Origin of the sequence: Microbacterium sp. LWO12-1.2 (assembly GCF_040675875.1) — a bacterium.
Lineage (GTDB): Bacteria > Actinomycetota > Actinomycetes > Actinomycetales > Microbacteriaceae > Microbacterium.
Genome location: NZ_JBEGII010000001.1, coordinates 315,425 through 330,105, shown reverse-complemented (window position 1 = coordinate 330,105; position 14,681 = coordinate 315,425). Strand labels below are relative to the sequence as shown.

10 protein-coding genes are annotated in these 14,681 nt (G+C 67.6%); 2 read left to right on the top strand and 8 right to left on the bottom strand.

The genetic code is table 11. The features are described 5' to 3' along the window. Positions 1-34: 34 nt before the first annotated feature. The 4 genes from MRBLWO12_RS01625 to MRBLWO12_RS01610 all read right to left on the bottom strand — a co-directional run bounded on the left by MRBLWO12_RS01625 (position 35) and on the right by MRBLWO12_RS01610 (position 4,096). Positions 35-898: a ketose-bisphosphate aldolase gene (locus MRBLWO12_RS01625; RefSeq protein WP_363552041.1), complete on the bottom strand. Its 864-nt coding sequence runs from the start codon at positions 896-898 to the stop codon at positions 35-37. Between the two features lie 47 nt (positions 899-945). Then, a complete protein-coding gene (locus MRBLWO12_RS01620) occupies positions 946-1,791 on the bottom strand; it encodes a carbohydrate ABC transporter permease (protein WP_363552039.1) in 846 nt (281 codons plus the stop codon). Positions 1,792-1,793: 2 nt separating this feature from the next. Continuing rightward, positions 1,794-2,717 carry a carbohydrate ABC transporter permease gene (locus MRBLWO12_RS01615; RefSeq protein WP_247629356.1) on the bottom strand — a complete coding sequence of 308 codons (924 nt, stop codon included), beginning with the start codon at positions 2,715-2,717 and terminating at the stop codon, positions 1,794-1,796. Positions 2,718-2,800: 83 nt separating this feature from the next. Beyond that, on the bottom strand, positions 2,801-4,096 hold the full coding sequence (locus tag MRBLWO12_RS01610; RefSeq protein WP_363552037.1) for an ABC transporter substrate-binding protein: 1,296 nt from the start codon (positions 4,094-4,096) through the stop codon (positions 2,801-2,803). Between the two features lie 234 nt (positions 4,097-4,330). On the opposite strand from MRBLWO12_RS01610, the gene MRBLWO12_RS01605 reads away from it, so the two are divergent. Beyond that, positions 4,331-5,137: a DeoR/GlpR family DNA-binding transcription regulator gene (locus tag MRBLWO12_RS01605; protein WP_141872877.1), complete on the top strand. Its 807-nt coding sequence runs from the start codon at positions 4,331-4,333 to the stop codon at positions 5,135-5,137. Positions 5,138-5,284: 147 nt separating this feature from the next. Here the strand turns inward: MRBLWO12_RS01605 and MRBLWO12_RS01600 are convergent, their stop codons facing one another. The 3 genes from MRBLWO12_RS01600 to MRBLWO12_RS01590 all read right to left on the bottom strand — a co-directional run bounded on the left by MRBLWO12_RS01600 (position 5,285) and on the right by MRBLWO12_RS01590 (position 11,696). After that, entirely contained in the window at positions 5,285-9,535 is a 4,251-nt protein-coding gene (locus MRBLWO12_RS01600) for an ExeM/NucH family extracellular endonuclease (RefSeq protein ID WP_363552035.1), read from the bottom strand. Positions 9,536-9,765: 230 nt separating this feature from the next. Continuing rightward, positions 9,766-10,521, bottom strand: coding sequence for an SURF1 family protein (locus tag MRBLWO12_RS01595; protein WP_363558487.1), 756 nt, complete (start codon positions 10,519-10,521; stop codon positions 9,766-9,768). Between the two features lie 59 nt (positions 10,522-10,580). Beyond that, positions 10,581-11,696 (bottom strand): GuaB3 family IMP dehydrogenase-related protein, encoded by a 1,116-nt coding sequence (locus tag MRBLWO12_RS01590; RefSeq protein ID WP_363558485.1) that lies wholly within the window; start codon positions 11,694-11,696, stop codon positions 10,581-10,583. Positions 11,697-11,771: 75 nt separating this feature from the next. Here MRBLWO12_RS01590 and MRBLWO12_RS01585 point away from each other — a divergent pair, with 75 nt between their 5' ends. Continuing rightward, positions 11,772-12,860: an FAD-dependent oxidoreductase gene (locus MRBLWO12_RS01585; protein WP_363552033.1), complete on the top strand. Its 1,089-nt coding sequence runs from the start codon at positions 11,772-11,774 to the stop codon at positions 12,858-12,860. Between the two features lie 80 nt (positions 12,861-12,940). On the opposite strand, the gene MRBLWO12_RS01580 is transcribed toward MRBLWO12_RS01585, so the two are convergent. Next, positions 12,941-14,629, bottom strand: coding sequence for an ABC-F family ATP-binding cassette domain-containing protein (locus MRBLWO12_RS01580; protein ID WP_363552031.1), 1,689 nt, complete (start codon positions 14,627-14,629; stop codon positions 12,941-12,943). Positions 14,630-14,681 lie beyond the last annotated feature (52 nt).

The window sequence follows — 14,681 nt, the reverse complement described above, 5'->3', positions numbered from 1 at the left end:
TCGATCGCCCTCACCCTCGAAACGTGCGTGCCGGTCAGTACAGGTCGGCCTTGCCGTCGGCGCCGAACAGTCTGATCTTCTCAGCCGCAGTCACCTTCATGGCGGCGATCGGCTCGGGCTGGATCGCGTTCGGCTCACGCAGACGCTCGTCGGTGCCGAGGATCTCGCGCATGCGGTTGTGGTACGAGACCTTGATGTCGCTCGAGATGTTGATCTTGTTCACACCGAGCTCGACCGCACGACGCAGCTCGGAATCCGGGTTCGACGACCCTCCGTGCAGGACGAGCGGGATGCCGACCGCGGCCTTGATCTGCTCGAGCAGGTCATGACGCAGCTCGGGGTTCTTCTCCGCGGGGTACAGGCCGTGCGAGGTCCCGATCGCGATGGCCAGGCTGTCGACGCCGGTCTCCTGCACGAAACGGACCGCGTCCTCCGGGTTCGTGTAGATGATCTCGGCCGCGCCGGATTCGCCGTAGCTGTCGTTCGCGCCGATCGTTCCGAGCTCGCCCTCGACCTGGATGCCCACGGCGTGTGCAGCCTCGACGACCTTGCGCGTGAGGGCGACGTTCTCATCGAAGGGAAGCAGCGAGGCGTCGATCATCACGGACGTGAAGCCGGCCTTGATCGCCGTGATCATCTGCTCGTACGTGCCACCGTGATCCCAGTGGATCGCGACGGGGACACTGGCGCGGTGCGCACGGGAGTGCATGGCGGCGATCAGGTCGGTCGTGATGTGCGAGACCTCGTCCGGGTGGATCGCGATGATGACCGGTGCGGACAGTTCCTCGCTGATGTCGATGATGCCGTTGAACATCGCCCAGTCGCTGATGTTGAACGCCGGGATGGCGAAGTTGTTCTCATTCGCGACGTCGAGGATGGATTTGCCGGTGTAGAGCACTTGATTTCTCCTGTTTCGTGGTGGTCGGAGCGTGGGACGGGACGTTGTCAGCTCTTCACGGACCCGGCGGTGAGACCGCTGATGAAGTACCGCTGGAAGAAGAGGAAGAGGATGAGCACGGGGATCGAGCCGAGCACGCTCATGGCCATGATCTGGTTCCACTCGTAGGAGTGCTGCCCCATGAGGAGCTGGATGCCGATCGGCACCGTGCGCATGTCGATCGTGCGCGTCAGCGTCAGCGCGAACAGGTACTCGTTCCACGCGATCATGAACGTGTAGATGCCGACCGAGACGATGCCGGGCACCGAGATCGGCACGAGGATCCGCCAGAGCGCCGTCATGGAACCCGCGCCGTCCACCCGGACGGCCTCGTCGAGCTCCTTCGGAAGGGTGTTGAAGTAGCCGGTCATCATGATGATCGCGTAGGGCAGCGTGAACACCATGTAGGTGAGGATCAGCCCGGCGTAGGAGTTGTAGAGACCCAGCGCGACCATGAGCCCGAAGTACGGGATCAGCAGCGTGATGGGCGGCACGGCCTGCACGCTGACGATCACCACGTTCAGGATGCGCTTGCCCCGGAACTCGAACCGGCTGAAGGCGTAGGCCGCCTGGATCGCGACGATCAGGGTGAGGATCGTGACCGATCCGGCGACGATGTAGCTGTTCAGGAAGAACCGCATCGTCTCGGGGTTCGTGAAGATCGCGATGTAGGCGTCGAACGAGAACGTGTCGGTCAGCAGGCGCGGCGGGAGCTCGAAGATCTGCGTGTTCGACTTGAACGAGCTCGAGAGCATCCACAGCACGGGACCGGCGGCGAAGACCGCGCCGATGATGAGGCCGATGGTGAGCGCGGCCTTGGACGCCCGCTGCTGATTCTTGACGGTGAGAGCCATGATCAGTCCCTCGCTTTCTGGTGACGGACGTAGAACACGGCGAGCACCATCGACATCAGCAGCACGAGGACGGCCGAGGTCGCGGCGAGCGAGAAGTCGTACTTGGCGAAGGCCAGCTTGTAGGTGAACGTGCTGAGCACCTCGGTGACGTCGATCGGGCCACCGCCCGTCGTCATCCAGATGAGGGCGAACTGCTGCGAGGTCCAGATCAGGTCGAGCAGTACGAGACTGACGATGATGGGACGCAGCTGCGGGATCGTGACGTTCCAGAAGCGCTGAACGCTGCCGGCGCCGTCGACCGTCGCCGCCTCATGCAGCTCGGCGGGGACACCCTGCAGACCGGCGAGGAGGCTCACCATGAAGAACGGGTAGCCCGCCCAGATGTTGATGAAGATGATGGTCCCCAGCGCGAGCTGCGGGGAGGCCAGCCATTCGATGTCGGTGTTGAGCAGGAAGTTGACGACGCCGTTCGGGGCGAGGAGCATGCGCCACAGGACGGCGATGACCGCGACCGTGAACAGCCACGGAAGAATGTAGAGGGCCCGGAAGATCGACCGCGAGAAGCGCCCGAGCAGCGGGCTGTTGAGCATCATCGCGAAGCCGAGACCGAGGATCAGGTGCGCGACCACGCTCGCCACCGTGAAGAGGATCGTGTTGCCGGTCGCCTTCCAGAAGCGCGGGTCGGAGAGGATCTCGACGTAGTTCGCGATGCCGACGAACTCGGGCGACTTGTTCAGGATGACGTTGTCCTGGAACGAGTATCCGATCACCATGACGATCGGCACGATCATCAGCACGAAGAGCAGGATCATCGTGGGCGAGAGGAAGGCGTACGACTCCGCGGTCTTGCGCAGCTGCCGGCGTCGGCGCGACGGTGCCACTCCGGTGACGATCACCTCGGTGTCGTCGGTCGTTCTCATGGTCATGGGAACTCGGGCTCCTTGGTTGGTGGGTGCCGCACCGCGCTGGCGATGCGGCACCCGGTTCATGCGGGGGAACGGGAGTTAGCTCAGAATTCCGCTTCCCAGGACGCTTGCGCCTTCTTGAGGGCGTCGGGGATCGTCTGCTGGCCGTCGAATGCGGACTGCAGCTGCTCTCCGAGCTGACGCATGAGCTCCTCGGCGACGGGGAGACCGGTGAACTCATTCGCCGGGTATCCCGCCTGGTAGATGTCGAACGCCGTCTTGAACAGCTCGTCGTCGTTCACGAAGTCCGGCACCGACTTCGAGTTCCCCGGGAAGGCCTTGGCCATCTGGGAGAGCTCGGAGTTCGTCTTCTCGCTCATCAGGAACGACACCAGCTTGAAGGCGGCTTCCTTGTGCTCGGAGTTCTCGGCGACGCCGATGCCCCAGGAGGCGTAAGGGATGCCGCGTTCGCCGTCATATCCGTCCTCGGCGGGGATCGCCGAGATCGAGAAGTTCAGGTCGGGGTTCGTCTCGCGGATCAGGTTGATGTGCGCGAGCGAGTCGATCATCATGCCGGCACGGCCGTTGGTGAATTCCTCGACCTTGTCCTGCTCCTTCATCGTGAAGGAACCGGAGGCGATGACGCCGTCATCCCACAGACCGCCGATGTACTCGACCGCCGAGGTGACGTCGTCGTTGGTGAGGTCGGGCTTGCCGTCCTTGAGCATCGAACCGCCGGAGGCCCAGACCCACGACATGACGTCGTTCTGCACGCCGTTCGGCGCCTCGAGCGACAGCGGGAGCACCCAGCCGGAGACGTCGCCGCCGAGCGCGGTGACCTTCGCCGCGGCGTCCGCGAATTCGCTGCGGGTGGCCGGAGGTGCGTCGACGCCCGCCTGAGCGAGCAGGTCGTCGTTCGTGAACATCGGGTAGACGAAGTTCACGACCGGGATCATGTACGTGCTGCCGTCGACCTGGATCTGGCTGGCCAGCTCGCTGTCGTCGTAGTCGTACTCCTTCATGAGCGCACTCAGGTCGGCGATCGTGCCCTGCGACGCGAAGTCGTTCACCCACGCGCCGTCGAGGCCGACGACGTCCGGCATGGTGCCGGACGCTGCGCCGGCGAAGAGCTGTTCCTTGGTCGATGCGTACGGACCGCTGACCAGCTTGACGGTGATGCCCGGGTTGGCATCCTCGAACTCGTCGATGAGCGCACGGAACTCGCCGTCAGGCAGCTCGGGCTCCCACCACTGTGCGAACTCGATGGTGACGTCTCCGCCATCGGATCCATCGGTTCCGCTGCCGCCTGCCGAGCACCCCGCCACTGCCAGGACTGTCACGGCTGCTGTCGCTGCGCCGGCGAGCTTCAGAATGCGTCGCCCTCGCCCCACTGTGATCATCACTTCTCCTCTTCGAGATCGTGCCGCATCACGCGCTTCAATGCTTGTTCATGCGGTTTTGAGCCATGTTATGCCGACATCTGCGGAAACGTCAAGTGCGTCTTGGGTCGTTGTTCGTTGCGCCAGGCCCGAAAAGACGGGGAACTCATGCGGTTGTGGCCGAACCGTGACCAAGATGCGGTTTTCTGCGCAAGTATGCAGCGTTTGTCTCGATGATGTGCTAAATATGACTGCATGGACGCATCAGGACCGGCACAACGACGTCGCCTCCCTGCCGGGAGGAAGGCGGATCTCGCCACCTACGTCGAACAGACGGGACAGGTGACCGTCAGCGACCTCGCCGAGCACTTCGGGGTCTCGATCGACACGATCCGCAGGGACCTCGATCAGCTCGACCGCGAGGGCGTGCTGGTGCGCACCCACGGTGGGGCGGTCAGTGCGGCGAGCGGCCCCCTCAAGGACCGCGGCCTCGACGTGCGCATGCGCGTGCAGACCGAGGAGAAGGAACGGATCGCCCGCATCGCGGCCGGCCTCGTCGAAGACGGCTCCGTCATCATGATGAACGCGGGGACCACGACTCTCGCCGTGACCCGCGCTCTGCGCAACCACCAGGACCTGACGATCGCGACCAACAACCTCCGCATCCCGGCGGAGATCGCCCCCTCGGCATTCCGCGACCTCTATGTGTTCGGCGGCGCCGTGCGCTCCATAACTCAGGCCACGACCGGACCCGTGACGTTCACCATGACGCCCGGCGGCCCGGAGGTCGACATCCGCTGCGACCTCGCCCTGATCGCGGTCGGCGCGGTCGACGAGGCCGGGTACTCGGCGTCGAACCTCGGCGATGCCGCCATGATGTCGGAGATGATGCAGCGTGCGGAGCGCACCGCGATCCTCGCCGACTCCTCGAAGCTCGGGCGGCGCTTCTTCGCCCAGATCGCGCACCTGGACCGTGCGGACTACCTGATCACCGACGCTCCCCCGCCCCCGCGCATCGCCGCCGCGCTCGCGCAAGCCGACGTGCAGGTGCTCACGCCCTAGCGGGGCCCGCAGTATCTCGGAGATCTGCAGCATCCAGGACAGAATGCTCGAATCCGGTCAGAGATCTCGCCGATCTCCGCACTCTCGCACACGGCAGAGGCCGCCGGGATCACTCCCGGCGGCCTCCTGTGTCACCTGGCTACAGCATCAGAACCATCGGGTGAGCAGATCCCAGAGCCAGTCGAGGATCGCACCGATGATGCCGCCGGCGCGGTTCACGGTGACCGTGGCGGTCGCCGCATCCCCATCGGCCTGGGCCACCGAGACGGTGTACTTGCCAGAGGGAGCGCTCTTCGGCACGGTGACCGAGGTCGAGAACTTCCCGTCCGCACCCACCTGCACGGTGCCGACCTCGACCGGCTTGCCCTTCTTGGGCTGCAGCTCGATCGTCACGGTCTCGCCCGGCACGTAACCTTCGCCGGTGACCTGCAGCTTCTTGCCTGCCGTCACCTTCGTGGATCCGAGCGTGATCGTTCCTGCGAAGGCCTCTTCGCCGGCGACCGTGAAGGGCACCTCGACCGTGGTCCCGGTACCGGCGACCGCGACGGTGAGCTGCTGCTCACCGAAGACCCCCGAAGGCACCGTGAATGTCAGGCTCGCGCGTCCGCCTTCATCCGTGGTGTCGACCACGGCGGGGTCGACCGTTCCTGTGGCGAGCTGCGTGTCGCCCAGAGAGAGCGTCACCACCCCCGGAGCCGGCTCACCCGCGCTGAACGCCAGCGACGAGAGCGCGACAGTCACCTGGTCACCGGCGCTGTAGCCGTCGGCATCCGCCGGGCTGACCGTCACGCCGACCGCGCGCTGGGCGTAGTCGGGAGCAGCGGTCTTGTTCGCGTCGAACCAGTCGACCATCGACTGCAGATCGATCTTTCCGGTGTCGCGCTTGCCCGCACCCTCCTTGAAGGTGAAGAAGTTGTCTCCACCCGCCGCGAGGAACGAGTTGGCGGCGACCGTGTAGTTCGCCGCCGGGTCGATCGCGGTGCCGTTCAGTGTGATCGATGTGATGCGCGAACCCTGCGCCGCCGCGGGGTCGTAGGTGTACACCAGACCCTCCGAGACGCCGAGCTTGAGGAACGGACGCGCCGAACCCGCCGGTTGCCACTGCTCCTCCAGCACGCTCTTCAGCTGCGCGCCCGTGAGCGTGAGTGTGACGAGCGTGTTGGCGAACGGCTGCACCGTGGCGGCCTCGCGGTAGGTCACGTTGCCATCGGGGTCGGATGCTCCGGCCGAGGCGTACGTGAGGTTCGCGCGGATGCCACCCGGGTTCATCAGGGCGATGTCCGCCCCGGTGGACCACTGCTGCACGTCAGCCACGAAGTTCCCGATCGTGGACTCGCCACCGCGGTTCTCCGTCTTGCCGTCGCTCTGACGAGCGCGGTTGAAGTCGGCCGAGATGTCTCCGACCTTGATCGCACCGAGCACGTCGGCCTCGGCCTTCGCCTTCGCGACGATCTCCGCGACCTCCGGCACTGCCGGGTACAGGGGCTTGCCGGCAGCCGTGAGGGGCTTGATCTCGTTGGTGATCGAGATCAGATCCTTCGTCTTCGGGTCGACCTGGAGGTTCATCAGGCCCAGGTTCTCGCCGTACTGGCCCGCCGAGACGACCGGTCGGCCGTCGATGACGTGGTTGTAGGCGAGGTGGGTGTGCGCCGACACGATCGCATCGACGTCCTGGTCGACGCCGTACACGATCTCGCCCAGCGGGGAGTCCTCCGTGATGCTCGACAGCTCGACGCTCGACGCGCCCTCATGCACCAGCAGGATGATGACATCCGCCTCGCCGTTGGACTGGTCGCCGTCGCGCAGGTCATCGGCCACCGCATTCACGGAGTCGACGATGCTGCGCACCTCGAGGTCGGCGATGCCCTCCGGAGAGACCAGCGAATCGAGGTCTTCCGTGACGGCCCCGATGAAGCCGACCTTCACACCGTCGAGCTCCTTGACCCAGGCCGGCGCGAGCGCAGGCTCTCCGGTCTCGGTGAGGAACACGTTCGAGGAGATGTACTCCCAGTCCGCGCGGTCCTGCACGCGGTCGCGCAGGTCCTCCCAGCCCTGGTCGAACTCGTGGTTGCCCGCTGCGCTCACATCGAGCCCTGCGGCGTTCAGCGCGTCGATCGTGGGGTTGTCATCGTTGATGAACGAGGTGAACGTCGAGGCGCCGATCAGGTCGCCGGCTCCGGCGAAGATCGTGTTCGGGTTCTCCTCACGGAACTGCTTGACCGCTCCGGCGACGACCGCTGCACCTGCCGCCGCGCCATCCGCCTCGATCCGACCGTGGAAGTCGTTGATCGTGACGACGTCGATGCTCACCGGAGGGATCTCCGAGGAGACGCCGACGATGATCGGGTCGTGGTCGCTCGAGCGGAACGGCGTACCGGCCTCCGTGGCGCCGAACGCGTAGCCGCGGTCGCTCCACTCGGGCGAGTTGATGGTCCACACGCCCGCTCCGGTGATGGACGACGCCAGCGAGGGCGAGGCGATCACGTGGTCGAGCGAGCCGAGCTCACCGTCGAACGAGTAGGTGTACTGCCCGTCGGTCTTGTCCGCGACGAGGTCGCTCCAGCCGTTCGAGGTGAAGACGTCGATCGGGTCTTCCTTGCCATAGGCGTTGAAGTCGCCGATGAGCAGGGTGTCGCTGGACCCGGAGGTGTCTTCCAGCTCTTCGGTGAACGCGAGGATGGCCTCGGCCTGCGCCACGCGGTCGGCGTTGAAGAAGCCCTGTCCGTCAGCGGGCTCAGCCCCCGCACCGGTGGGCGGCGACTTCGACTTCAGGTGGTTCGCGACCACGTTCACGATGCGACCGTCGATGTCGAACGCCTGAGCGATCGGCTCGCGGGCGTTGCCCCAGACGGTCTCATCAGTGACCGTCGCGCTCTCACCGACCGGCGAGACCGCGTCCTTCTTGTAGATGATCGCGTTGGTGATGTAGTCGGTCGTCGCCGCGTCGTTCAGCGCATCCGGAGTGGGGACATAGGCCCAGACCTCGCTGCCGGCCGCATCGTTCAGTCCGTCGACCAGGTCCGCGAGTGCGGTGTCGATCGGCTTTCCGAGTTTCACCGAATTCTCGATCTCCATGAGGGAGACGATCTCGGCGTCCAGCCCGTTGATCGCCGCGACGATCTTCGACTTCTGGATCGCGAACTGCGCTGCGTTCGCCGCGCCACGAGCGTCCGAGTTCTCGGACTTCAGGGTCGTGAAGTAGTTGTAGACGTTGAACGACGCGACCTGCGCGTCGCCGCCGACCTCCGGTGCGGACTCGGTGCGAGGGTTGGTCGCCTCGAATCCGGCCTTCAGATCCGCCGAAGACGAGTCATCGATCGGCACGATCGGCTGCAGCCGCCAGTCGTCGAAGCCCCACTGCAGGATGTAGCCGCTGTCGCTGAAGTCGACGACGTCGCCGTTACGGACCACCGCGCCCTTCGTGAAGTACGGCTGCTCGCCGGTGTGGGCGTTGTTGTTGACCTGCAGCGACCACCCGTCATCCAGGAAGATGCGGTTGGCGCGGTTGGCCGCAGCGATCGCCGCGGCGTCGTCGCCGGGGCGCGTGGTCTCGGTGCTCTTGACGTTGAGGTCGTCGCCGGCGTTCAGCCAGAGCGTGCCGAAGTTGTAGAGCTGGTGGCTGGAGGCGAGCCGGTACGTGCCGCTCGGAGCCACGAGCATGTTCTCGTACTGCTCCCGGTCGACACCGACCACGGTGGCGGGAAGCGGAGTCGGCTCCGGCACGCCGGCGCCGGCGGTGAGAACCTCGATGCCCGCCAGCGCGGTGGGACCGACCTGCGTCTGGCCGAAGTACTCGCTGACCTTGCCGGTGACGGAGATCAGATCACCGATCTCGAGCGTCGGAGCGAGTGCGTTCAGGAACACGAAGATGCCGTCGGATGCGCCGGGCGTCGCGTCGGTCGCGCCGCCGGATCCCTGCGTCTGGATGACGATGCCCTTGTAGCCGCCCGTGCGGTAGTCCGCGGTGACGACGCCCTCGACCGTGACGGTCTGGCCGTTGACAGGCGAGGTGGCTCCGGTGCCCTGCACCTCGGCGATCGTGTGGGTGGCGGGCGTCGCGGCGACGGCGGCGTCCTCAGCCGGGGCCGCAGGGGCCTCTTCCGCAGGAGCTTCCTCTGCAGGCGCCTCCTCGACGGGAGCCGCGGGGGCTTCCTCCTCGGGCGCAGGCGTCTCGGGAGCGGGCGTCTCGGGAGCGGGCGTCTCGGGCGCCGGCGTCTCCGTCGCGGTGGCGCTCGATCCGTCGACGGGCTCCTCCGCGGCGAGCGCGGGCATGGCGCCGAGCGTGCCGAAGGTGAGTGCGGCGGCGGTGGTCAACGCGAGTGCGCCGATGCGCCCCCGCTTCCGGTGTGCGGACGAAGCGAGGCCCTCACGGGCGTCTTCGTCGGGGGCGTGCATCATGCGGGCGGTCTCCTCGACATCGTGGATTTCGGTGACGACGTGCCTTCGTGGGGCGTGTCGCGCGGTACCCCCAGGACCGGCCGGGGAGCACGCATTGCTCCGAGCCTATGGATCTGCTGCGACATCCTCAATGGTGTTTGCCGATTGGTCACCGGCTGCTCACCGGTGTCGCGGCCGCAGCACGCTGTCGAGACGCCGCCCGCATCAGCGCAGATCAGCGAGGGAATCCGTCAGGCGGATGCCGCCTGAGCGTCGTCGAACTCCTCGACCTCGCGCTCCCAGGCGTCCTTGGCGAGGCGATACCAGAGATAGAACGCGAAGCCGGCGAAGATCGCCCACTCGGCGGCGTAGAAGATGTTCAGCCAGTTGACCGGCGACAGCTCCTCGGGGGCGGGAGAGTCGATGTCGTCGAGACCCGCGAGCGCGGTCGACGAGGCGAGGTACGGCCGGTAGACGTCGAGCTCCTCGATGACGTGCCACCGGCTGAGGAGCGCCGCGGTCGACATCCGGTCCATGCGCTCGGGCTCCGCCTGCGGGGGGACTCCCGGGCCTTCATCCGAGATGATGCGACCGCTGATGCTCACCTCTGCGCCGTCGGCCTCGTCGTTCAGTGCGGCGGCGGCCGCATCCGCCGCGGCGCGGTCGGGTGCCCAGCCGATGGCGACGGCGATCGACGTGCGCTCAGCGACCCGCAGCTGACCGGTGACCCAGTAGCCTTCGACGCCGTCGTTGAACCGATGCGACACCACGAGGAAGTCATCCGCGACCCACGTGCCCGCGGTCTCGACGCGCTGTCCGACCAACGGCTCCGGCAGGTACTCCCCCGGTTCGAGCACATCGGTGAGCGGCTGCACCTGCTCGGTCACGCCGGCCGGCGGAGGATCGGTCTCGATCGCCCGCTCGAGCTGCCACTGTCCCAGCCACGCGAAGACGCCAGCCACCACCAGGCACAGCAGCAGCATCCCGATCCAGCGGCTGCGCAGCATCACCTCACGCAGGGTGGGCGGGAACAGCGAAGGGGATGTCACGGTGTCGAGCGCGGCCTTCAGGCCTCGTACGGGGCCAGCACGACCTCGACCCGCTGGAACTCCTTGAGGTCGGAGTAGCCGGTGGTCGCCATGGACTTGCGCAACGCGCCGATCAGGTTCGCCGTGCCGTCCGCGACGGGCGCGGGACCGTAGAGGATCTCTTCGAGCGTGCCGATGCCGCCGACGTGCACGCGGTGGCCGCGGGGCAGCTTGGGGTGGTGCGCCTCGGGGCCCCAGTGGAAGCCGCGGCCGGGAGCGTCCGTGGCGCGGGCGAGCGCGACGCCGAGCATGACGGCGTCCGCGCCCATGGCGAGCGCCTTGACGATGTCGCCGGATGTGCCGACACCGCCGTCGGCGATCACGTGCACGTAGCGTCCGCCGGACTCGTCGAGGTAGTCGCGGCGCGCGGCGGCGACGTCGGAGACGGCCGTGGCCATCGGTGCGTGGATGCCGAGGGTCGCGCGCGTGGTCGACGCCGCGCCACCGCCGAAGCCGACGAGCACGCCGGCCGCTCCCGTGCGCATCAGGTGCAGGGCTGCGGTGTAGGTCGCCGCTCCGCCCACGATGACGGGCACGTCGAGGTCGTAGATGAACTTCTTCAGGTTGAGGGGCTCGGCGACGCTGGACACGTGCTCGGCCGACACCGTGGTGCCGCGGATGACGAACAGGTCGACCCCCGCGGCGGCGACGGTGTCGTAGTACTCCTGCGTGCGCTGCGGCGTGAGCGAGCCGGCAACCGTGACGCCGGCCTCACGGATCTCGGCGAGACGACGCGTGATGAGCTCGGGCTTGATCGGCTCCGAGTACAGCTCCTGCATGCGCACGGTCGCCTGCGCGTCGTCGAGTCCCGCGATCTCCGCCAGCAGCGGCTCCGGGTTCTCGTAGCGCGTCCACAGTCCCTCGAGGTCGAGGACGCCGAGACCGCCGAGCTGCCCCAGCATGATCGCCGTCTGCGGGCTCACGACGGAGTCCATCGGCGCGCCCAGCACGGGGATGCCGAAGCCGAAGGCGTCGATCGTCCATGCGGTCGACACGTCCTCCGGGTTGCGGGTGCGCCGTGAAGGCACCACCGCGATGTCGTCGAACGTGTACGCACGACGTGCGCGCTTTCCTCGGCCGAGCTCGATCTCCATGGTCACCCGTCCAGCCTACCCGGGAGGCGAGCGGTGCGATGGCTGGGAGACTGTATCCGATACCGGGAGGCAGGCATGAGGACGGATGCTGTGGACGTCGCCGTGGTCGGCGGCGGTGTGATGGGTCTCGCGACGGCATGGGAGCTGACCCGGCGCGGGCATCGGCCCGTGGTGCTGGAGCGCTTCGCGCGCGGCCACCGCGAAGGGGCATCGCACGGGGCGACCCGCAACTTCAACAACGCCTACGACCAGGACCACTACCTCGATCTTCTGATGCGCGCACGGGCCGGATGGGATGCGCTCGGCGATGTCGATGGGGCACCGCTGCTGCGGCTGCACGGGCTCGTCACGCACGGAGATGTCGACATCATGGCGGTGCATCAGAGCCTCGCCGCCCGGGGCATCCCCGCCGAGCTGATCTCCGCCGCCGACGCGACAAGGCGCTGGCCGGGGATGCGCTTCGACGGTGACGTGCTGTGGTCCGCTGACGCCGGCGTGGTGCGGGCGGCGGATGCCCTGCGCGAGCTGGAGCGGCGGATCCTCGCCGCCGGGGGCGAGGTGCGGTGGAGCACTCCCGTCGCCCACATCGGCGAGACGCCGGACGGCGCTGTGCTCGAACTCGGGGACGGCACGCGTCTCCAGGCCGACACGGTGGTCGTGACGGCCGGCGCCTGGACGGGAAAGCTCCTGTCGCGGATCGGTCTGCCCGCGCTCACGGTCACGGAAGAGACCCCCGCACACTTCGTGCCGCGCACCGATCACGCCTGGCCATCGTTCAACCACTACACAGACCCGGCCGTCTACCCGGCGACCGTGTACGGGATGCCGACGCCCGGCGAGGGGGTGAAGGTCGGTTTCCACCTGGTCGGCGACGAGGTCGACCCGGACGCGCGCCCGCACCTCCCGACGCACCAGGAGACGCTCGCCGCCTACGTGCGCGAGTGGATGCCGGGCCTGGACCCCGCCGGCGCGGTACCCCTCAGCTGCACGTACACCTCGACCGCCGACGGGACCTTCGTACTCGATCGCCGGGGCCACGTCGTGGTCGGCGCCGGGTTCTCGGGGCACGGGTTCAAGTTCGCCACCGGAATCGGCGCCGTGCTGGCTGACCTCGCACTCGACCCCTCCGCCCGCGCCGCCGAGCCTTTCCGCCTCACTCCCTGATGTGAGGGGTCACGACACGCCGCGCCGCGCGATCGGCGCGCGGCGTGTCTTGACCCCTCACTCAGCAGGGAGCGTGCGCGTCAGCGCGACCGCGTGACGCGGCGCTCGTCCCAGACCGGTTCGGTGGACTCGTAGACCGTCCCGTCAGAACCGAACACCAGGAACCGGTCGAAGGAGCGCGCGAACCACCGGTCGTGCGTGACCGCGAGCACCGTGCCCTCGAAGCGCTCCAGCGCCTGTTCGAGCGCTTCAGCCGACTCGATATCGAGGTTGTCCGTCGGCTCGTCGAGCAGGAGCAACGTGGCGCCGGAGAGCTCGAGCAGCAGCACCTGGAACCGGGCCTGCTGACCGCCCGACAACGACTCGAACGTCTGCTGCGCCTGGCGCACGAGTCCGTACCGGTCGAGAGCGGAGCTCGCGGCGTCGCGGGGCATCCCAGCACGGCGGTCGTCGCCGCGGTGCAGGATCTCCAACAGTGTGCGACCCACGAACTCCGGATGCGTATGCGTCTGGGCGAACAGTCCCGGCACCACACGCGCGCCGAGCACCGCGCGCCCGGTGTGCGCGACCTCGCTCAGCTGCTCCCCCGTCGACGTCACATGCCCGAGCGAGGGATCCGGGTCGGTGCCGCCACGGGCGAGCAGCCGCAGGAAGTGCGACTTGCCCGAGCCGTTCGAGCCGAGCACCGCCACGCGATCGCCGTACCAGACCTCGGCGTCGAACGGCTTCATGAGGCCGCTCAACTCCAGCTGATGCGCTACCACCGCGCGCTTGCCCGTGCGCGCTCCGCGCAGGCGCATGTCGAAGTCCTGCGCCGGTGGACGTTCTTCGGGCGGGCCCGCTTCCTCGAACTTCCGCAGCCGCGTCTGAGCCGCCTGGTAGCGCGAGGCGAAGCCGTCGTTCGCGGATGCCTTGACCTTGAGGTTCGCGACCAGGATCAGCAGCTTCTCGTGCTGCTCGTCCCAGCGTCGGCGCAGTTCGTCGAGCCGGTCCATCCGGTCGCTCCGTGCCTGGTGGTACGTCCCGAAGCCGCCGCCGTGCACCCACGCGGTGGCACCGGCGCCGCCGGGCTCGAGGGTGATGAGCCGATCCGCCGCGCGGGCCAGCAGCTCGCGGTCGTGCGAGACCAGGAGCACGGTCTTGGCGGTCTGCCGCAGCTGCTCCTCGAGCCAGCGCTTCGCCGGCACATCGAGGTAGTTGTCGGGCTCGTCGAGCAGCAGCACCTGATCCGGACCCCGCAGCAGCGCCTCGAGCGCCAGCCGCTTCTGCTCGCCGCCCGAGAGCGTGGTCAACTCGCGGTAGCGCGCTCGCTCGAACGGCACGCCGAGGGCGGCCACCGTGCACTGATCCCACACGGTCTCGTGCTCGTAGCCCCCGGCATCCGCATACTCCGCGATGGCCGACGCGTAGGACATCTGGGTGTCGTGCTCATCGCGCTCGATCAAGGCGTTCTCGGCCGCCTCGAGCGCTTCGGCCGCCGCTCGGATGCGCCGAGGGGCGACGCGGACGAGGAGCTCGTGCACGGTCTGCCCCGGCTCGCCGTGGCCGACGAACTGATCCATGACACCGAGTCCGCCGTCGATCGTGACGACGCCGTCGTCGGCGGCCTGATCCCCGCGGATGATGCGCAGCAGCGTGGTCTTGCCCGCGCCGTTCGGCCCGATCAGAGCGCTGGTCGAGCCCTGACCGACGCGGAAGGTCGCCTCGTCGAGAAGTGGTCTACCGTCGGGCAGCGTGAGTGAGATTCCTGAGACATCGATGTAGCCCACCGTGCGTGGCCGTCCTTCCGCCCGCAACTGTCGAGCCGACCAGGCTATCAGC